This window comes from Streptomyces sp. NPDC057445, assembly GCF_042802855.1.
Taxonomy (GTDB): Bacteria; Actinomycetota; Actinomycetes; order Streptomycetales; family Streptomycetaceae; genus Streptomyces.
In genome coordinates this window covers 100368-120583 of record NZ_JBHVDH010000008.1, presented here as the reverse complement: position 1 = coordinate 120583, position 20216 = coordinate 100368, and the positions used below count along the sequence as shown (strand labels likewise).

General features: G+C 71.7%; 13 protein-coding genes and 1 pseudogene. 9 read left to right on the top strand and 5 right to left on the bottom strand.

What is annotated here, in order from left to right:
* The first annotated feature begins 21 nt into the window (after nt 1–21).
* The 4 genes from rpoZ to ACFU5O_RS19315 all read left to right on the top strand — a co-directional run bounded on the left by rpoZ (nt 22) and on the right by ACFU5O_RS19315 (nt 5548).
* Nucleotides 22–294: a DNA-directed RNA polymerase subunit omega gene (gene rpoZ / locus ACFU5O_RS19330; RefSeq protein ID WP_005319902.1), complete on the top strand. Its 273-nt coding sequence runs from the start codon at nt 22–24 to the stop codon at nt 292–294.
* A 101-nt stretch (nt 295–395) separates the two neighbouring features.
* Nucleotides 396–1598, top strand: a complete 1203-nt coding sequence (gene coaBC / locus ACFU5O_RS19325) for a bifunctional phosphopantothenoylcysteine decarboxylase/phosphopantothenate--cysteine ligase CoaBC (RefSeq protein WP_384241924.1) — start codon at nt 396–398, stop codon at nt 1596–1598.
* A 430-nt stretch (nt 1599–2028) separates the two neighbouring features.
* Entirely contained in the window at nt 2029–3252 is a 1224-nt protein-coding gene (metK, locus tag ACFU5O_RS19320; protein ID WP_384241923.1) for a methionine adenosyltransferase, read from the top strand.
* A 151-nt stretch (nt 3253–3403) separates the two neighbouring features.
* Nucleotides 3404–5548: a primosomal protein N' gene (locus tag ACFU5O_RS19315; protein ID WP_384241920.1), complete on the top strand. Its 2145-nt coding sequence runs from the start codon at nt 3404–3406 to the stop codon at nt 5546–5548.
* 773 nt (nt 5549–6321) lie between these two features.
* On the opposite strand, the gene ACFU5O_RS19310 is transcribed toward ACFU5O_RS19315, so the two are convergent.
* Nucleotides 6322–6843, bottom strand: coding sequence for a hypothetical protein (locus ACFU5O_RS19310; RefSeq protein ID WP_384241918.1), 522 nt, complete (start codon nt 6841–6843; stop codon nt 6322–6324).
* Between the two features lie 222 nt (nt 6844–7065).
* On the opposite strand from ACFU5O_RS19310, the gene fmt reads away from it, so the two are divergent.
* Both fmt and ACFU5O_RS19300 read left to right on the top strand, forming a co-directional pair.
* A complete protein-coding gene (gene fmt / locus ACFU5O_RS19305; RefSeq protein WP_384241916.1) occupies nt 7066–8022 on the top strand; it encodes a methionyl-tRNA formyltransferase in 957 nt (318 codons plus the stop codon).
* A gap of 201 nt (nt 8023–8223) precedes the next feature.
* The gene (locus ACFU5O_RS19300; RefSeq protein WP_384241914.1) at nt 8224–9657 is read left to right on the top strand and encodes an RsmB/NOP family class I SAM-dependent RNA methyltransferase; all 1434 of its coding nucleotides are present in this window, start codon (nt 8224–8226) and stop codon (nt 9655–9657) included.
* 80 nt (nt 9658–9737) lie between these two features.
* Here the strand turns inward: ACFU5O_RS19300 and ACFU5O_RS19295 are convergent, their stop codons facing one another.
* Entirely contained in the window at nt 9738–10148 is a 411-nt protein-coding gene (locus tag ACFU5O_RS19295) for a Fur family transcriptional regulator (RefSeq protein WP_384241911.1), read from the bottom strand.
* Between the two features lie 216 nt (nt 10149–10364).
* On the opposite strand from ACFU5O_RS19295, the pseudogene ACFU5O_RS19290 reads away from it, so the two are divergent.
* Both ACFU5O_RS19290 and katG read left to right on the top strand, forming a co-directional pair.
* Nucleotides 10365–10691, top strand: a pseudogene (locus ACFU5O_RS19290) (transcriptional repressor).
* A 33-nt stretch (nt 10692–10724) separates the two neighbouring features.
* Nucleotides 10725–12956: a catalase/peroxidase HPI gene (gene katG / locus ACFU5O_RS19285; RefSeq protein ID WP_384241909.1), complete on the top strand. Its 2232-nt coding sequence runs from the start codon at nt 10725–10727 to the stop codon at nt 12954–12956.
* Nucleotides 12957–13068: 112 nt separating this feature from the next.
* Here katG and ACFU5O_RS19280 read toward each other — a convergent pair whose 3' ends face one another.
* Entirely contained in the window at nt 13069–15015 is a 1947-nt protein-coding gene (locus ACFU5O_RS19280) for a glycoside hydrolase family 5 protein (RefSeq protein WP_384241907.1), read from the bottom strand.
* Nucleotides 15016–15389: 374 nt separating this feature from the next.
* Entirely contained in the window at nt 15390–16616 is a 1227-nt protein-coding gene (locus tag ACFU5O_RS19275) for a branched-chain amino acid ABC transporter substrate-binding protein (protein ID WP_384241904.1), read from the bottom strand.
* A 532-nt stretch (nt 16617–17148) separates the two neighbouring features.
* Here ACFU5O_RS19275 and ACFU5O_RS19270 point away from each other — a divergent pair.
* The gene (locus ACFU5O_RS19270) at nt 17149–17313 is read left to right on the top strand and encodes a hypothetical protein (RefSeq protein WP_384241902.1); all 165 of its coding nucleotides are present in this window, start codon (nt 17149–17151) and stop codon (nt 17311–17313) included.
* Here ACFU5O_RS19270 and ACFU5O_RS19265 read toward each other — a convergent pair.
* The gene (locus tag ACFU5O_RS19265) at nt 17300–20164 is read right to left on the bottom strand and encodes a BTAD domain-containing putative transcriptional regulator (RefSeq protein WP_384241900.1); all 2865 of its coding nucleotides are present in this window, start codon (nt 20162–20164) and stop codon (nt 17300–17302) included. The two genes, ACFU5O_RS19270 and ACFU5O_RS19265, sit on opposite strands and share 14 nt — an antisense overlap.
* Between the last annotated feature and the right edge of the window lie 52 nt (nt 20165–20216).

Sequence of the window (20216 nt, the reverse complement as noted above, 5' to 3'; positions counted from 1 at the left end):
GTTTCTTCGGAAGGCTAGAGCGTGTCCTCTTCCATCACCGCGCCCGAGGGCATCATCAACCCGCCGATCGACGAGCTCCTCGAGGCCACTGACTCGAAGTACAGCCTCGTGATCTACGCGGCCAAGCGTGCGCGTCAGATCAACGCGTACTACTCGCAGCTCGGTGAGGGCCTGCTCGAGTACGTCGGTCCGCTGGTGGACACCCACGTCCACGAGAAGCCGCTCTCGATCGCCCTGCGTGAGATCAACGCGGGCCTGCTGACCTCCGAGGCCATCGAGGGCCCCGCTCAGTAGGCGCATTTTCTCTTCACTTCAGGCCCGGCGGAGCACCCGCCGGGCCTGTGGTGTGTCATGGGAGGCGACACGTATCGCCATCACTGGGGAGCGGGAACGCAGTGGACAAGCCGAAGGTCGTTCTGGGAGTCAGCGGCGGTATCGCCGCCTACAAGGCGTGCGAGCTGCTGCGCCGGCTGACCGAGTCCGGGCATGACGTCCGGGTGGTCCCGACCGCCTCGGCCCTGCACTTCGTCGGCGCCGCGACCTGGTCGGCGCTCTCCGGGCACCCCGTCTCCACCGAGGTCTGGTCGGACGTCCACGAGGTTCCGCACGTACGGATCGGGCAGGATGCCGACCTCGTCGTCGTCGCCCCGGCCACCGCGGACATGCTCGCCAAGGCCGCGCACGGCCTCGCCGACGACCTGCTGACCAACACCCTGCTCACCGCCCGATGTCCCGTGGTCTTCGCTCCCGCGATGCACACGGAGATGTGGGAGCACCCGGCCACCCAGGAGAATGTGGCGACCCTCCGCCGTCGCGGCGCCGTCGTCATCGAGCCCGCCGTCGGCCGGCTCACCGGTGTCGACACCGGCAAAGGGCGGTTGCCGGACCCCGGAGAGATCTTCGAGGTCTGCCGCAGGGTGCTGGCACGCGGCGTTGCCGTACCCGACCTCGCCGGCCGCCATGTGGTCGTCAGCGCGGGCGGCACCCGTGAGCCGCTCGACCCTGTCCGTTACCTGGGCAACCGCTCCTCCGGCAAACAGGGCTACGCCCTCGCGCGGACCGCGGCGGCCCGTGGCGCCCGGGTGACGTTGATCGAGGCCAACACGGGCTTCGCCGACCCGGCAGGTGTGGACGTCGTCCATGTCGGCACGGCCGTACAGCTGCGGGAGGCCGTGCTCAAGGCGGCCGCCGATGCCGATGCCGTGGTGATGGCAGCCGCCGTCGCGGACTTCCGTCCGGCGGTCTACGCCGAAGGCAAGATCAAGAAGAGGGACGGTCAGGAGCCGGCGCCGGTCACCCTCGTGCGCAACCCGGACATCCTCGCCGAGATCTCCACCGACCGCGCCCGTCCGGGCCAGGTGGTCGTCGGCTTCGCCGCCGAGACCGACGACGTCCTGGCCAATGGCCGGGACAAGCTCCGGCGCAAGGGCTGCGACCTGCTCGTCGTCAACGAGGTCGGGGAGCGCAAGACCTTCGGCTCGGAGGAGAACGAAGCCGTGGTCCTGGGGGCGGACGGCGGCGAGACGCCCGTACCGTACGGGCCGAAGGAAGCGCTGGCGGACACCCTGTGGGACCTCGTCGTCCCGCGACTGGCATAACCGGGCGCGGGTCGGTCGGGGCAGTGCCGCGGTCACACGGGGGGCCTTGAGGCGCTGCCGAGGGCCCGACCGTGCCCGTCGTGACGCGTGGAGGGACGTGGTGACACGCCGGGGCCGTGACGCGCCGGTGTGTGACACACGCCGCACCCGACGGCGAGTGGAGTCGTCCGGGTGAATCCGGGACGAATCTCTCATTCACCTCAGCGGCACCGCCGGAAGCGGCGAAAAGCGGCGTTCCGGCGGTACGTGGATGCCCGTCGGCACCTCTGTTCCGCCCGGATTCTGCGGCCGTAGTACTCCCACTCAGCGAGACACGTGGTCCACTCGCCGAGGCCGCCCGATAAACTGTCCTGTGGAACGACGCGGGGCGCAGCCCCCCGGCCGGTCCACCAATGATCAGCCAGCAGCCGCTGCAACCCCAGGGAGCGTTGTGTCCCGTCGCTTGTTCACCTCGGAGTCCGTGACCGAGGGCCACCCCGACAAGATCGCTGACCAGATCAGCGACACCATCCTCGACGCACTGCTCCAGGAGGACCCCACCTCCCGGGTCGCCGTCGAGACGCTCATCACCACCGGCCTGGTGCACGTGGCCGGTGAGGTGACGACCAAGGCCTACGCCGACATCCCCACGCTGGTGCGCAACAAGATCCTCGAGATCGGTTACGACTCCTCGAAGAAGGGCTTCGACGGCGCCTCCTGTGGTGTGTCGGTGTCGATCGGCGCCCAGTCGCCGGACATCGCCCAGGGTGTGGACACGGCGTACGAGTCGCGGGTCGAGGGTGCCGCCGCGGGCAGGGACACGGACGAGCTGGACAGGCAGGGCGCGGGCGACCAGGGCCTGATGTTCGGGTACGCCTGCGACGAGACGCCCGAGCTGATGCCGCTGCCGATCTACCTGGCGCACCGGCTCTCGCGCCGTCTGTCCGAGGTTCGCAAGAACGGCACCATCCCGTACCTGCGCCCGGACGGGAAGACCCAGGTCACCATCGAGTACGACGGCGACAAGGCGGTCCGCCTGGACACGGTCGTGGTGTCCTCGCAGCACGCGTCCGACATCGATCTGGACTCGCTGCTCGCGCCCGACATCCGCGAGTTCGTGGTCGAGCATGTGCTCAAGCAGCTCGTCGAGGACGGCATCAAGCTGGACACCGACGGTTACCGGCTGCTGGTCAACCCGACCGGCCGCTTCGAGATCGGTGGTCCGATGGGCGACGCCGGCCTGACCGGCCGCAAGATCATCATCGACACGTACGGCGGCATGGCCCGCCACGGCGGTGGCGCGTTCTCCGGCAAGGACCCGTCCAAGGTCGACCGTTCGGCGGCGTACGCGATGCGCTGGGTCGCCAAGAACGTCGTGGCCGCGGGCCTCGCGTCGCGCTGCGAGGTCCAGGTCGCGTACGCGATCGGCAAGGCAGAGCCGGTGGGCCTGTTCGTGGAGACCTTCGGCACCGCCGCAGTCGAGACCGAGAAGATCGAGCACGCCATCGGCGAGGTGTTCGACCTCCGCCCGGCGGCGATCATCCGCGACCTCGACCTGCTCCGCCCGATCTACGCGCAGACCGCGGCGTACGGCCACTTCGGCCGTGAGCTCCCCGACTTCACCTGGGAGCGCACCGACCGCGTGGACGCGCTGCGCGCGGCGGCGGGGCTGTAGTCGGAGCCTCCAGGCCGGTACGCACTGTTCGGCCCCGGACCCATGTCGGGTCCGGGGCCGTCGTGCGTCCGGGGGCGGACAGCCGTGCGTCCAGGGGCGGACAGGGGGCGGGCGGCCTCCGATGTCGGCGCCGTCTGGTAGGAAATGGGGTGTGAGCAGCGACGACGAGAGTTCCGGGCGGCCTGGTGAGGGCCCTCCGGAGCAGCTTGCTCTGATTCGGGAGACCGTCCGGAAGGCGCAGGTGCCACGGGCCAAGCCCCGGACGTGGCGCGGGGCCGCGCTGGCCGGAGAGCTGCCGGTCGCGCGGGTCGTCGTGAACAAGGGCGTGCTCCACCTCGACCAGTTCTTCGACTACGCCGTGCCCGAGGAGCTGGACGAGACCGCTCAGCCGGGGGTGCGGGTGCGGGTCCGCTTCGGGGCCGGGGCGCACCAGGTGAGGGACGGCCGGCGCGAGGGCGGGCGGCTGATCGACGGTTTCATCGTCGAGCGCCGGGCCGAGTCGGACTACTCGGGCCCTCTGGCGGCGCTTGCCGGTGTCGTCTCGCCCGAGCCGGTGCTCAGCCCAGGGCTGCTCGCCCTGGCCAGGGCCGTGGCCGACCGGTACGCGGGCAGCCTGGCCGACGTGCTGCAGTTGGCGGTGCCGCCGCGGAGCGCTCGGGCCGAGGCGAAGCCGTCGCCGGAGCCGCTGCCGCCGCCGGAGGTGCCCGATGCGGGGACGTGGGGCCGGTACGGGCTGGGGCCCGGATTCCTGGAGGCACTGGCGGCCGGGGGCGCGCCGAGGGCTGTGTGGACCGCGTTGCCCGGGCCGCACTGGGCGGACGAGCTTGCGAGGGCCGTCGCGGCGACCCTGGCGTCCGGACGGGGCGCGCTTGTCGTCGTACCGGACGGACGGGCCGTGTCGCGGGTCGACGCGGCGCTGACGGCGCTTCTCGGCGAGGGGCGCCATGCGGTGCTGACGGCCGAGGCGGGACCCGAGAAGCGGTACCGGCAGTGGCTCGCGGTGCGCAGGGGCTCGGTACGGGCCGTGGTCGGTACGCGCGCCGCGATGTTCGCTCCCGTGCAGAACCTCGGGCTCGTCGCGATATGGGACGACGGCGACGCCAGCCACAGCGAGCCGCACGCGCCGCTGCCGCATGCCAGGGAGGTGCTTCTGCTGCGTGCCGCGCATGACAGGTGCGCCTTCCTCCTGGGCGCGACGAGCTGCACGGTCGAGGCTGCCCAGCTCGTGGAGACCGGGTGGGCGCTCCCGCTCACCGCGGACCGGGCCGAGGTGCGGAGGGTCGCGCCGCTGGTACGCACGGTCGGCGACGGGGAACTCGCCCGGGACGAGGCTGCACGGGCCGCGCGGCTGCCTTCGCTGGCCTGGCAGACCGTCCGGGACGGACTGCGTACCGGCCCGGTCCTGGTCCAGGTGCCCCGGAGGGGCTATGTACCGCGCCTGGCCTGTGAGCGGTGCCGTACGCCCGCACGTTGCGGGCACTGCTCCGGGCCGCTGGAGGCGCCACAGGAGCGGGACCTGAGGTGCGGGTGGTGCGGGCGGGACGCCGTCGGGTGGCACTGCGCGGAGTGCGGCAGTGCCCGGCTGCGTGCCCAGGTGGTGGGCGCCCGGCGCACCGCGGAGGAGCTGGGGCGGGCGTTCCCGGCGGTGCCGGTGCGCACGTCAGGGCGGGACCACGTCCTGGACACCGTGTCCGGGCGGCCCGCGCTCGTCGTCAGCACCCCGGGCGCGGAGCCGGTCGCCGAGGGCGGATACGCGGCCGCGCTGCTGCTCGACGGCTGGGCGATGCTCGGCCGGCCCGACCTGAGATCGGGGGAGGAGGCGCTGCGACGATGGATCGACGCGGCCTCACTGGTACGCGGCCAGGAGGAGGGCGGCACGGTCGTGGTCGTCGCCGAGCCCACACTCCGGCCGGTGCAGGCACTGGTGCGCTGGGATCCCGTGGGCCATGCCCAGCGCGAGCTGGCCGAGCGCGCCGAGCTGGGCTTTCCGCCGGTGTCCCGGATGGCCTCTGTGACGGGGCGGGGCGAAGCGGTGGCGGCGTTCCTGGCGGCGGCGGAGCTTCCGCGCGATGCGGAGCTGCTGGGGCCGGTGCCGTTGCCGCCGGTGGTGCCGGGACGGCCGCGGAGGCCCGGTGATCCTCCGCCGGGGGAGCAATGGGAACGGATGCTGCTGCGGGTGCCTCCGGGCAGCGGGGCGGCGCTGGCGTCCGCGTTGAAGTCGGCCCAGGCGGCGAGGCTGGCGCGGGGGGGCGGGGATCCGGTACGCGTGCGGGTGGATCCGCCGGACATCGGCTGACGTTGCCTCCGGCGGGTCCGCTGCGCGGGCGGTGCGGGTGTGGTTGTCGTGGTGGGCGGTGCGGGTCCGCTGCGCGGTGCCGGTGTGGTTGTCGGGGTTGGCCGGGACCGTGACGGTTGGCCGGGGTGTCCGTCCTCAATCTCCCCCAGACTTCGTCCGGGGGGACCCCAACGGGCTCAGGTGGTCGGGGTCGGCCGGTACCGGGTCGCGTGGCGTTGGTGTCCGTTCCGGGGCTCGCATCCGGGACGGCATGATTTACGGCGCGCTGACCGGCACCTCAAAGGACAGCGCCTGCGCCGCGCCACAAATCACGCTTTAGTGTCCCGGACACGACCCCTCCACGGCCCCCTTCGGGGCCGGGGGTGGGGGCCGGTCGCCGTGGTCGCGTGTCTGTTGCCCACCCAACGGGGAGCAGTCGGCAACGCGCCAGGGGCGGGGCCGTGCAGGGTCGGCCCCGCAGGGGACGGCGGAACTACTGGCTGCCCCTGAGGTGGGCGGTACGCCGCCGTCCCCGAGGAGTCGAGCCCGGAGGGGCCCCGCCCCACCACCCACCAACAGCAGCCGCCCAAGCCCGTTGGGGGTCCCCCCGGACGAAGTCTGGGGGAGTTTGAGGACGGACACCCCGGCCAACCGTCACGGCACCGGCCAACCCCGACCACCTGAGCCCGTCCGGCGCTTGAGGACGGACACACCGGCCGCGGTCACGGCACAGGCCAACCCCGACAACCACAACCGGCACCGCCAAGCGACCCGCAGCGCCTCGCAGCGCGACGTCAGCCGTTGCGGGGGCCGGGAAAGGCGCTTGGGCGGACCTCCTCGCGCAGCGATTGCGTGGCGGCCGTCGGCTGTGGCGGCATCGAGCGCGCGGCGGGGACCGCGGGTGCTGCGACCGCGGGTGCTGCCACCGCCGGCGCCGCGACATCGTCCGTGGCCGCGGGCTGCGGCGTCGACCGACGCGAACCGTAACGGCGGTGCACGGCCTGCTTCGTGACGCCCAGCGCCGAGCCCACCGCGTCCCACGAGAAGCCCAGAGAACGGTCGAAGTCCACCGCTGCGGTCACCAAAGTCTCGACGCTGTCCCGCAGTTCCTGTGCAAGGCGGACGGTCGGGGCCGGGGCCCTCCCGTAGACGACGAAGCCCGTGGACGGGCCGGAGCGACGCGGACGGTAGACGTTGCCCAACTGGGCCGTGAGCGTGCGCAGTGCGTCCACCTGCCGGCGGACCCGCTCGATGTCCCTCACCAACAGGTGCAGGCTTGCCCGGGCTTGGGCGTCGTGGGTTGCGTGGTCGGCCATGAACAAGCCTCTCGAACCGGCGTTGAAAAGGTCGGGGCCGCACCGGGCGGCCCGTTTCGGTCAATCTTTCTTGACCAACGCTCCACCCGGCGTTGTGGTCACGGTGCGGGAGAGTGAGGGCATATGCGCGGGGCGTCCGAGCTTCCGTGCGCCCCCTGTCGGTGCGGCCAAATAGACTGGTGTGTCGCGCGTCCATTCGGCACACAGAGCGAGGTAATACCCGTGAAACTTGTCTTCGCAGGCACCCCTGAGGTCGCCGTCCCCGCCCTGGACGCCCTGATCGCCTCCGGCCGTCACGAGGTCGCGGCCGTCGTCACCCGCCCGGACGCCCCCGCGGGCCGTGGCCGACGGCTTGTCGCCAGCCCCGTCGCGCAGCGGGCCGAGGAGGCGGGGATCGAGGTCCTCAAGCCCGTCAAGCCGCGCGACGAGGACTTCCTCGCGAGGCTGCGGGAGATCGCGCCCGACTGCTGTCCGGTCGTCGCGTACGGCGCGCTGCTGCCGAAGGTCGCGCTCGACGTCCCCGCGAACGGGTGGGTCAATCTGCACTTCTCGCTGCTGCCCGCCTGGCGTGGGGCAGCGCCGGTCCAGCACGCGATCCTGGCCGGGGACGAGATGACCGGCGCCTCCACGTTCCAGATCGAGGAGGGGCTCGACTCCGGGCCCGTCTACGGAGTGATCACCGAGGCCGTGCGCTCCACGGACACGAGCGGTGACCTGCTCACCCGGCTCGCCTTCGCGGGTGCCGGGCTGCTCGCCGCGACGATGGACGGGATCGAGGACGGCACCCTCAAGGCCGTTCCACAGCCGGCCGACGGCATCACGCTGGCTCCGAAGATCAGCGTCGAGGACGCCCATGTGGACTGGCGGGTGCCCGCGCTGCGCGTCGACCGGGTGGTACGGGGCTGCACGCCCGCGCCCGGCGCCTGGACCGTCTTCCGAGGCGAGCGTCTGAAGCTGGTCAACATCCAGCTGCTCCCGGACCGTGCGGATCTCGCACCCGGAGAGCTCGTGGCCGGGAAGAACAACGTGTACGTCGGCACCGGTTCCCACGCCGTTGAGCTGCACTGGGTGCAGCCCCAGGGCAAGAAGCCGATGCGCGCGGCGGACTGGGCGCGCGGGGTGCGCATCGCGCCCGGCGAGCGGCTGGGCGCCGCTGATGCGGACACGTCCAGGGGCTAGTTCTCCCGTTGTCGTCGGGCTCGGCGTTCCCGCAGCGGCCCGCCAAGGTGCGGTGCCACTGGTCGGAGTGGGGAGTGGGCCGTGCCCGTCTCGATGTCGTGCGAGCGCCGCCGGCCCTTCGGGTCTCATGTCCGGATCGGCTCCGCCACGGGAGGGGATTAGGCTGAAAGGGTTCGACCCTTTCGAAACGCGGAGCACCTTTTGAGCGAGCAGAGCCGTCGCCGTCCCCACAAGCCGTACCGCCGCCCGAAGCAGGACCCGGTGCGGATCCTCGCCTTCGACGCGCTGCGGGCCGTCGACGAGCGGGACGCGTATGCGAACCTCGTACTGCCTCCGCTGCTTCGGAAGGCCCGTGAGCAGGGGGACTTCGACAACAGGGACGCGGCGCTCGCGACCGAGCTCGTGTACGGGACGCTGCGCCTCCAGGGGACGTACGACGCGATCATCGCCGCGTGTGTCGATCGTCCGCTGCGCGAGGTGGACCCCCCGGTGCTCGATGTGCTGGCGCTCGGTGCCCATCAGCTGCTGGGGACGCGCATCCCGACGCACGCGGCGGTCTCCGCGAGCGTCGAGCTCGCGCGGGTGGTGCTCGGTGACGGGCGGGCGAAGTTCGTCAACGCCGTGCTGCGGAAGATCTCGCAGCACGATCTCGACGGGTGGCTGGAACGCGTGGCCCCGCCGTACGAGGAGGACGCCGAGGACCATCTGGCCGTGGTGCACTCGCATCCGCGGTGGATCGTCTCGGCGCTGTGGGACGCACTGGGCGGCGGTCGCGCGGGCATCGAGGACCTGCTGGAGGCCGACAACGAGCGGCCCGAGGTGACGCTGGTCGCCCGGCCTGGGCGGGCCACGACGGACGAGCTGCTCGATCTGCTGGGCGACGACTCCGGATTGCCGGGGCGCTGGTCGCCGTACGCGGTCCGGCTCGCGGAAGGCGGTGAGCCGGGCGCCCTCGACCCGGTGCGCGAGGGGCGCGCCGGCGTGCAGGACGAGGGCAGCCAGCTCGTCGCGATCGCCCTGGCCAACGCACCCCTCGACGGGCCCGACCAGCGCTGGCTCGACGGTTGCGCGGGCCCCGGCGGCAAGGCGGCCCTGCTGGGGGCGCTCGCCGCCGGGCGAGGCGCCTCACTGCTGGCTTCGGAGAAGCAGACGCACCGCGCCCGGCTGGTGCAGCGCGCACTCGAGGGCAACCCGGGGCCGTACCAGGTCATCGCCGCGGACGGCACACGCCCGCCGTGGCAGCCCGGTTCCTTCGACCGCGTCCTCGTCGACGTCCCCTGCTCGGGCCTGGGTGCCCTTCGGCGCCGCCCCGAGGCCCGCTGGCGCCGCCGACCCGAGGATCTCGACGCCTTCGGCCCGCTGCAGCGTGCGCTGCTCCGTGAGGCGCTGCGGGCGGTACGTGTGGGCGGTGTCGTCGGGTACGCGACGTGCTCGCCGCATCTCGCCGAGACACGCGTGGTCGTCGAGGACGTCCTCAAGGGCCGGGGCGGTGCGCCCGCCGAGGCGGAGTGGGTGGACGCCCGCCCGCTGATGCCGGGGGTCCCGGCGCTGGGCGACGGACCCGACGTACAGCTCTGGCCGCATCTGCACGGCACGGACGCGATGTATCTGGCACTGCTCCGGCGCACGGCGTAGCCCCGCCCGCTGCGGCACCGGCCCTCAACACCCCACGCGCACAAGCGAACCGACCGGATCGCGGCCTTCTGCGACCCGCTTCAGGCGCAGGAGGCGCACACCCCGCGGTAGGTGACCTCGACCTCGGACACCGTGAAGCCGAACCGTTCGTCCGCCGGGAGGTCGGCCAGCGGATCGCCGGTCGGGTGGACATCGCGGATGGTGCCGCAGCGGGAGCACACCAGGTGCTGGTGCGGGTGGTGTGCGTTGGGGTCGTAGCGCTTGGCACGGCCGTCGGTGGAGACCTCTATGACCTCGCCGAGGGAGACCAGCTCGCCCAGGGCGTTGTAGACGGTCGCCCGGGAGATCTCGGGCAGCCGCTGTGCCGCGCGGGCGTGCACCTCGTCTGCCGTGAGATGCACGTGGTCGCCGTCGAGGACCTCCGCAACGACACGCCGCTGGGAGGTCATCCGCCAGCCACGTCCTCGCAGTCGCTCCAGCAGGTCACTCATATCGGTTCACCTATTCAGGCTTGGTGGGATACCCGAAGTTTACCGGTGGACATCCGGGATCCTATTGGATATGGGTTTGGCGCGCTTATTGACTTGGACACAGTCCATCGTAGGATCGGTTCCGGCAATAGCCAAGGGGCAGGAAGACTCCAGTACGGCAGGAGACAGAGACGTGACGGGACCACCGCCGAGGAGCCGCGCGGTGCCGGCCTGCGGATGACGGCCGCCGGCGCCGCGCTGCCCGGGACCGCCAGGGACGGTGATCACCTCGGCGTCGGGGCGATCGCCTCCGGGGTACGCGACCGCGGGATCCGTATCCCGTGTGAGGCCCTCCGGGCGCTCACCGTGGCGGGACTCGTACGCCGCCCAACCGGCCCGCAGCCCGGCCCGGTTCGAGGGGCGCGTCATGTCCTCGCTGACGTCGGCTGCGTGGTCGGTGAGCCCCTGGCCGACCGCGTCCGACGACCACGGCTTCTCGATCGACGAGGCCGAGGTCACCTGCGGGGCCTGTGCCCCGACTGCTCCACCGCCCGCAGTTTCTGAGCAACGTGATCCGCCCAGTCCGGAAGGATTCCCATGTCCGAGAACCACGATGCAATCGTCACAGACGCGAAAGCGGAGGGCGCAGGTGGCTGCCCGGTCGCGCACGGGCGCGCCCCCCACCCGACTCAGGGCGGCGGAAACCGCCAGTGGTGGCCGGAGCGGCTCAACCTGAAGATCCTCGCCAAGAACCCCGCCGTGGCCAACCCCCACGGCGAGGAGTTCGACTACGCGGAGGCGTTCAAGACCCTCGACCTCCCGGCAGTGAAGCAGGACATCGCGCAGGTGCTGACGACCTCGCAGGACTGGTGGCCCGCCGACTTCGGCCACTACGGCCCCTTCATGATCCGGATGGCCTGGCACAGCGCGGGCACCTACCGGATCAGCGACGGCCGCGGTGGCGCCGGGGCCGGCCAGCAGCGCTTCGCCCCTCTCAACAGCTGGCCGGACAACGGGAACCTCGACAAGGCCCGCCGCCTTCTGTGGCCGGTCAAGAAGAAGTACGGCCGGAGCCTCTCGTGGGCCGACCTCATGATCCTCGCCGGCAACGTGGCCCTGGAGTCGATGGGCTTCGAGACCTTCGGCTTCGGCGGCGGTCGTGCGGACGTCTGGGAGCCCGACGAGGACGTCTACTGGGGTCCCGAGACCAACTGGCTCGGCGACGAGCGCTACACCGGCGACCGCGAGCTGGAGAACCCTCTCGGTGCGGTCCAGATGGGCCTCATCTACGTCAATCCGGAGGGCCCGAACGGCAACCCGGACCCGCTCGCCGCGGCCCGAGACGTCCGTGAGACGTTCCACCGGATGGCGATGAACGACGAGGAGACGGTCGCCCTGATCGCGGGCGGTCACACCTTCGGCAAGACCCATGGTGCGGGCCCCGCGGACAACGTGGGCGCCGACCCCGAGGCCGCCTCGATCGAGGAGCAGGGCCTCGGCTGGAAGAACACCTACGGCACCGGCAAGGGTGGCGACACGATCACCAGCGGTCTCGAGGGCATCTGGACGAACACCCCGATCACCTGGGACAACAGCTTCTTCGAGATCCTCTTCGGCTACGAGTGGGAGCTGTTCCAGAGCCCCGCCGGCGCGCACCAGTGGAGGCCGAAGGAGGGCGCAGGGGCGGGCACCGTGCCCGACGCCCACGACGCGTCGAAGAGCCACGCACCGACGATGCTGACGACCGACCTCTCGCTCCGGTTCGACCCGGCCTACGAGCAGATCTCGCGGCGCTTCCTCGAGAACCCCGACGCGTTCGCGGACGCCTTCGCCCGGGCCTGGTACAAGCTGACCCACCGTGACATGGGCCCGGTCGTGCGCTACCTCGGCCCCGAGGTGCCGACCGAGACGCTGCTGTGGCAGGACCCGCTCCCCGCGGTGACGCACGAGCTCGTCGACGCCGCCGACGTCGCCGCCCTCAAGGGTCAGGTCCTCGCCTCGGGCCTGTCGGTGTCCCAGCTCGTGTCCGCGGCGTGGGCGTCGGCCTCGTCCTTCCGCGGCAGCGACAAGCGCGGCGGCGCCAACGGCGCGCGCATCCGCCTCCAGCCGCAGAGCGGGTGGGAGGTCAACGACCCCGACGAGCTGGCGACGGTGCTGCGCACCCTGGAGGGGATCCAGGAGTCCTTCAACGCCGCCCAGGCCGGCGGCAAGCAGCTCTCCCTCGCCGACCTGATCGTGCTCGCCGGTGGTGCGGGCGTCGAGAAGGCCGCCAAGGACGCGGGCTTCGACGTCGAGGTCCCCTTCACGCCGGGCCGCGTGGACGCGTCCCAGGAGCAGACCGACACGGAGTCGTTCGCCGCGCTCGAGCCGACCGCCGACGGGTTCCGCAACTACCTCGGGAAGGGCAACCGGCTGCCGGCCGAGTACCTGCTGCTCGACCGGGCGAACCTGCTGACCCTGAGCGCCCCCGAGTTGACGGTCCTCGTCGGTGGCCTCCGCGTCCTGGGCGCGAACCACCAGCAGTCGCCGCTGGGCGCCTTCACCACGACCCCCGGGTCTCTGACCAACGACTTCTTCGTCAACCTGCTCGACCTGGGCACGACGTGGAAGGCGACGTCGGAGGACGAGAACACGTTCGAGGGCCGCGACGCCGCCACGGGCGAGGTCAAGTGGACCGGCAGCCGTGCCGACCTCGTCTTCGGCTCGAACTCCGAGCTGCGCGCGCTCGCGGAGGTCTACGCGAGCGATGACGCGAAGGGGAAGTTCGTGAACGACTTCGTCGCGGCGTGGGACAAGGTGATGAACCTCGACCGGTTCGACCTCGTCTGACCATGACGTCCAGGTCGGCCGCCGGCCGACCTGGACGTCCTCGGTCCGTGGAACATGCCGCCGCCCGCAGCCGTGCAGGCCTCCTGAGCCGCCCAGCGGGTACGGGCCGGCGTCAGTGCAGCCTGCGGCAAAGGAGCGCGTCCGGGGTCCGCGAGGAGCCCAGGCGGCCGGTGTACGCGATACCGGCGGCGTACTCGTCGTCCCCGCACTGCCCCTTGCGACGGCCGTACGCGAAGTCGCCCCCCTCGGCCGCCGGCGGGCGGTTGTCGGACCGGTCGAACCATACGGTCCGGCCCGCCGACCCCAGCGGCTCGCCCGCCTCGGCACACAGGGCGGCGGACACGGCGGCCCCGCGGACGCTGTAGCCGATCAGGAAGTGCCGCGACGGACACTGGAGCTTGGTGTATCCGGAGGCCCAGTCGCGGCCGGGTTCGACGTGCCGTTCGTCGCGGACCACCTCATGCCGGCCGCCGGATGCGCGAAGACCGCGGGCTCCGGCGTCGGAGCACAGTCCCCGGTTGCCCGAGTGGCTGAGTCCGATCAGTCGCTGGTCGTCAGGGCACGCCGCCTTCCGCGCCCCGGCGTCCCAGTCCTGCACCTCACGCATCACCAGTGACTGGACGAAGTCCCCGTGGTCGGGGCTCAGCATCGACCAGCGGTCGGCCGGGGCGACCTCGCCCGAACGGCCGCGTGCTTCGACCAGCCGCGTCCAGGGATCGGCGCGCCAGTCGTCCCCGTCGAAGACGCCCGCCCGCCGCCCTGCGGAGTCCCAGTGCAGCAGCGCCCAGCCGTTGCCCTTCCTGTCCTCGTGCCAGCCGACGAGCGGCCAGTAGGCGAAGTCGGCGTCGGTCTCGATGAGGAGGTCGACGAAATTGTGGAACCATGCCCGCTGCTTCGCACCGGTCTCCTCGCGGCCGCCGACGCCGAACTCGCTGATCCACACCGGCGCGGTGAAGTGCCGGTCCGCTTGCGAGGCGACGTAGAAGGCCTGCCCTCGCAGCACGTCGTACAGCTCGGAGCGGCTGAAGTCGCGGTAGCGGGGGTCGGAGGTCTCTCCGATGCCGGTGGCACCGGTGTGGTTCGGCCCCGTGTAGTCGTAGAAGTGGGCGGAGTACACGAGCTTTCCGGACCGCACGAGGGTGTGAGAAAGCCGTTGAACGGGCTCGAGGGTGGGCCGCTCGTGCGGGAGTCCGTCCACGGGAATCCCGGTCCAGTTGATTCCTTCGACGATCACCAGCAGGTCCGGATTGGCCTCCTGAAGGAGCCGGTCTCCCAGGTGCTGTGACGCGGCGAACCAGTCGTGCCGGTCGCCGAGGCCCCAGTTGGGGTCGTCGAGGACGGAGCGGCGTACCTCGTTGTAGAGATCGGCGCCGACGACCCGCGGATTGTCCCGGTAGCGGCGGGCCATGAACAGCCAGTCGCTCTCCCAGGTCCCGGTGCTCCGGCTCGCGTTCCACCGCTCGTTGCCGTCGACGCCGCAGCACCAACGCGTCGTGTTGGTGTGGTTGTTGAGGATCACCGCGAGGCCCGCGTCCGTCAGGGCCTTGACGGCGGCGTCGTAGACCTGGAGAGGGATCTTCCCCCTCAGTGCCGGGTTGGCTGCCACCGAGGCGTCCGCGACCGGGCGGGCGTCGTGGACCATCTCGTTGGAGAAGGGGAGGCGGACGCTGTTGAGACCGAGTTCGCGGAAGCCGGCGACGATCTCCGACATCGGGGTGCGGTCGAGACCCAGCGGCATACGGTCCGACTTCTCGCCGGCGTGGTTGTTCGCCGGGTCGTCGGGGCTTCCGGAACCGGTCCAAGTACCGCTCGCCCCGTGCCAGTTGCCCGATTTCAGCTTGAACCGGTCGCCGTCGGCGTCGACGATGTACCGGCCCCGGGTGCTCAGAGGTGGGGTCCATGCCTCCGCCGGCCGGACGGCGGCGAGTTCGGTGGCATGCCCGGCGCGCGCGGTGGCGGCGGGACCCGGCTCGGCCTTCGCCGGAGGCGCGACCGAAGCACCCGCCAGGACGCCCAGCACCGCGGCGGCCAGCGCCGATCTGACGAAAGACCTGTTCACGACCACCCGTTCCCTCGCAGAGCGCGACCCGTCCGGAGAGCTGGGCCATTGGCATGTATGCGCCATAATGGCGGGCGGTCCTTGACGTTGACCAGTAGCGCGACGGCCCTCGAAAGTGGCCGGAATGGCTTCGCCTGCACCTGCCGCGGCCGGCCTCGTCCGTCATCGGTCGAGCTGCCCGGACTCCCCTCCCCGGGACGGGATTCGCCCGTGCGCTTTCGCCTCTCACCGCCCTGCCGCAGCCATGCGTGATGTCTCGGCGCAGCGGCGAGGCCGGGCTGCCCCCACCGTACGGTGGGGGCAGCCCGGCCTCTGCCGCCGCCGCGTCGGCTGATCCTCGCGGCCCCGGGACGATGCGCGGCCCGTGCGGGCGGTCAGCCCCCGAACGTACCGGTGGTCTCCGCCTTCCAGGCGCCGCCCGTGACCTTGTAGACGGTGAGCTGCTTGTTGGTGGCGTCGCCGTACTCGTCGAAGGAGACCTTGCCCGTGACTCCGTCGAAGGAGACCCCCTGCAGGGCCTCGGTGACCTTGGCGCGGGCGTCGGAGGGCAGCTTGCCGTCCTTGGCCACGGCCTTCACCGCCTGGATGATCGCCCAGGCCGAGTCGTAGGAGAAGCCGCCGTAGGCCCCGTACGGCTCCTGGTACCCGGCCGACTTGTAGTCCTCGATGAACTTCTTGGCGGAGGGCAGGCTCTCGACGGGCGCTCCGACGGACGTGGCCATGTCGCCGTCGCCGCGGGTGCCGGTGAGCTTGAGGAACTCGTCGCTGTAGATCGCGTCGCCACCGATGAGCGGGATCGCGGCGCCCGCCTTCTTGACCTGGGCGCTGAGCGGGCCGGCCGCCGGGTATTCACCGCCGTAGTAGACGACGTCCGCCCCCGAGTTCTTGATCTTGGTGGCGACGGAGCTGAAGTCCTTGGCCTCCGGGTTGACGTGATCGGTGCCGACGACCGCGCCGCCGAGCTTCTTGAAGTGGGCGGAGAAGGTCGCGGCCAGGCCGGCGCCGTACGTCTTCTTGTCGTCGACGACGAAGACCTTCTTCTTCTTGGCCGTGTTGTAGAGGTACTCGGCGGCGAACGGGCCCTGGACGGCGTCCGTGGTGGCCGTCCGGAAGTACGTCTTGAACGGCCGGGCCTTCTCGCCCTTGTCCCACTTGTCGCCCTGGGTGAGGGCGGGATTGGTGTTCACCGAGACCTCGGCCACCTGGGCGGCGTCGAAGACCTTCTGCATGGACTGGGCCACGGAGGAGTTCAGCGGGCCGACGACACCGAGGACGCTCTTGTCGGCGGCGAGCTTGGTGGCGTTCTGCTGGCCGGAGGAAGGCTGTGCCTGGTCGTCGAGAGCCTCGATCTTGAAGGTGACGCCCGGCACCTCCTTGGTCTTGTTGGCCTGCTTGACGGCGAGGTCGACCGAGTTCTTCATGCCGAGGCCGAGAGCGGAGAGGTCCCCGGTCAACGGCGCGTCGAAGCCGATGGTGACGACGGTGGAGCCGTCACCGGAGGCGTCGTCGGGCTTGCCTGCGTCACGCGAGCCGCACGCCGTGAGCGAGAGTGCTCCGGCGGCGAGCGCGGCGGTGACAGCTATGAGAGAACGGTTGCGCACGATCGGTCCTTTCACCTTCGAGGCGCCGACCGCGTTGTCAGACCGAGGGCCGGTCCCGTGGCGCGGCGGCTGGCGTGACTCTAGATGGCGTCCGCCGAAACGAGCAGAGGGGACGAACCGATGTGATTCTCTTGTTATGGCGCTGCTCAGACGGAGGACTTCCCTTCCGGACGCCATTCCCACGGTCACCATGCGGCGGTGTCACGCCGCGCTGCGGCGGACCTGAGCGGACGCCGGACGCCGGACGGGTGGGCCGCCGGTTCCGGCACGACCGCAGGGTGCCGAGGATCTCGGCGGCGCATGACAGCGCCGCGGTGGTGCGCCGCGAGGCCGCCGTGCTCCCACGATCGGATTGCTGCGAACGTGGCGGACGGCACGGCAGAGCACGTGGTGCGCACAGAGGTGCGGACCGGACAACTCCCGTACGCCAACGGTCCGGAGCGGCCGGCTCCCGGTCGCCGCGCTCGGGTCGTCACATTCGCGATCGGTACCGACATGTTCGTCGTGGCCGGGGCACCCGGCGGGATCGCACGTGACTTCGGTGTCACCGCCGGCGCCGCCCCGGACGGGCGGGGTCATGGCCGGCATGGGCGTCGACCGGTTCACGGCGGGGGCCGGAGACGAGTCGTTCGTCGTCGAGCGACCGCTGCGCCCGGTGGCTCCCGAGCCGCCCTCCACGGCTTTCACGCCCGGGTGAGGTGCCGTTCGATCGCCTGCCGGGCCGCGTCGAGGACCGCGACCCGGCCGGTGACCGGTGTCGCAGGCGCGGTCGCGGTGTGCGCGGAGTGCTCTGCCTCGCCGATGGCTCCCACGGCGGGCGCGTCGGGAGCCTGGCCGGCCGCGGTGTCGATCAGCGCCGCCGGCTCTTCGTCGCCGATGCGGCGCAGCAGGTCGGCCAGATTGCGCAAGGTGACCCACAGGTGAGTCCAGTTGCCGTTGCGGGCGAAGTAGTCGATGACGTCGCGATAGCCACGCAGCGCCTCCTGGACACGGCCGGCAGAGGCACGCACGGAAAGCAGCCCGACGGTCGCTACGCCGACGAGGAAGGTCGCACCCGAGGTGCGGGCCAGATCGATGGCACGGACGTAGTGCCGCTCTGCCGCCTCGCTGTCGCCCGCGAAGCTGTCGATCTCCCCGGCGACATAGGCGCCCCACGAGAGCATCGAGGGCGACACGGCCTCGGCCAGTCCTCGGTCGTTCAGCCGCCGCGCCGCATCCGGATCCCCCGCGTAGGCCGTCGCGAGGGCGGCGATCCCGAGGCACTCCCGTCGCGGGCCCGCAAGAGCGGTCGCGGCGAGGGAGTGCTCGACCACGTCGGCGTAGGCTCCGCGAGCCAGGTCGGCCACCGAGAGCACCATCAGGCAGTGCCATGATCCGGCGCTGCCGGCTGCGATCTCCAGCCCGCTGCGGGCGAGCCGGTCGGCCTTGCGGTACTCGCCGCGGTGGTACGCGGCTTCCGCCGCGGTTCCCAGTACGGCGGCCGCCCGCGGATGCGTGGCGAGCGCCTGGTCGTCCGCCAGTTCCTCCGCCCAGTCCCGGATCTCCACGAGGTCTCGGTAGGCCACTGCCTCGAACAGCGCGATGACCATCGTCGCCGCGTCGTCCAGCGATCCCCGGCCCCGGACCAGCCGCCATGCGGTCCGCAGGTTCGGCAGTTCACGGCGCAGTGCGGCGTCCGCCTCGGGCTCCCGCTCGGTGGCCATGACGCTCTCGATCCACGAGGTCAGCTCGACAGCCCATCGCAGCATGCGCTCGGTCGCGGTGTTGTACTCGCCGGCCGCCGCGAGCCGGTCCAGCCCGAAGGCCCGCAGCGTCTCCAGCATGCGATAGCGGGTGGCCCCCTCGAACGAGGCGTCGATCATGGAGGCGTCGACGAGGCGGGCCAGAGCGCTTCCGGGATCACTCCCCAGGCCCAGATCACCGGCGAGCTGCTCGGCGGTGTCGAGGTCGACACCGTCGGCGAAGACCGACAGATGCCGGAACAGCCGCTGTTCGTCCTCGGAGAGCAGCCGGTACGACCACTCGATGGTCGCGCGCAGCGTCCGGTGCCGGGAATCCGCGCCGGTCCTGCCACCGCCGAGCAGGTCGAGCGAGCGGTCGAGGCGGCCACGCAGATCAGCGACGGAGAACGTGGACAGCCGGCCGGCCGCGAGCTCGATGGCCAGCGGCATCCCGTCGAGCCGGTGGACGATGTCGGACACCGCACGCAACTCCTCCGGCGTCGGCGGCGGACCCGGCCGGACCCGTCGGGCCCGGTCCAGGAAGAGCGCCACGGACGGAACCTGCGAAGGATCCTCGCCGAGGTGGGGCAGTGGCAGCGGCGCCAGCCGTGAGATGTGTTCGGATGCCAGGCCGAGCGGCTCGCGACTGGTGGCCAGCAAGGAGATTCGAGGACACGAGGCGAGGACCGCGTCCACCGTGTCCCGGACGCCGTCGAGCAGGTGCTCGCAGTTGTCGACCACCAACAGGCCGGGGCGGTCGCCCAGCACGGCGAGGCAGGCGGACAGAACGTCACCCTGGTCGACCTTCAGATTCAGGGCCGCCGCCAGCGCGTGCGGGATGGCGGCGGGATCGGAGACGGGGGCGAGCAGCATCACCGTCGCCGTGCCGTTGCGGCCCGCGACCTCCAGGGCCACCCGGGTCTTGCCGACGCCGCCGGGCCCGACGAGCGTGACCAGACGTTCGGCAGCCAGCAGTCTTTGCAGCGCTGCGACCTGCGGCTCGCGCCCGATCAGCCGGGTGACCGGCCGGGCGGGCGCCTCGGGCGGACCGGCCGGAGAACCGGCTCCGCCGACGATGTCGCGTTCGAGCTCGTCCAGGGCGGGTGTGGGATCGAGGCCGGTCTCGTCGACCAGCCGGCGTCGGTACTCCCGTCCGGTGCGCAGCGCTTCCGGCGCCTGCCCGGTCGCCGCCAGCGCCCTCATGTGCAGGAGCACGGCCGGCTCCCGCAGCGGGTCGGCGGCCGATGATGCGGCGGCGAGACCCAGAACCTCATCGGCCTGACCGGCGGCGACGGCGGCGGCGACCAATGTGTCGGCCACCTCCAGGCGCAGCTGCGCGTACTCCTCGACCGCGGTGGCGACGGGCACGATGTCGACGAGGTCGGCGAGTACCGGCCCCCGCCACAGCTCATGCGCCTTCCGCAGCAGGGAGAGCGCGGCCGGCGGGTCCCGCCGCGCCGTCGCGAGCAGCGCTCTGGCCTGTGCCACGTCCAGTTCGTCGGCCTCGAGCGCGAGCCGATAGCCGTCGTGCCGCGTCTCGAGGCGGGCCGCCGCCGGGCCGAGGTGCCCGCGTAGTCGGGACACATGGTTGTGCAGGGCCTGATGGCCTGATTCAGGCACCTCCGACGGCCACAGTGCGTCCACGAGGTGATCGACCGCCACGATCCGGCCTTCGGCGAGCGCGAGCAGCGCGAGCACCGCGCGCCGCTTGGGACCGGGTACGTCGACGGGCTCGCCGTCGACAAGGAGCCGCAGCGGACCGAGGACCTCCACCCGGACCGACGGCTGCAGACGCCCGACCGCCATGGCACCCCTCGTGTGCAGCATGTCCTGTGACCAGGACGAACTCAGGCTGTTAGCACGACGATAGCCCGTGCAA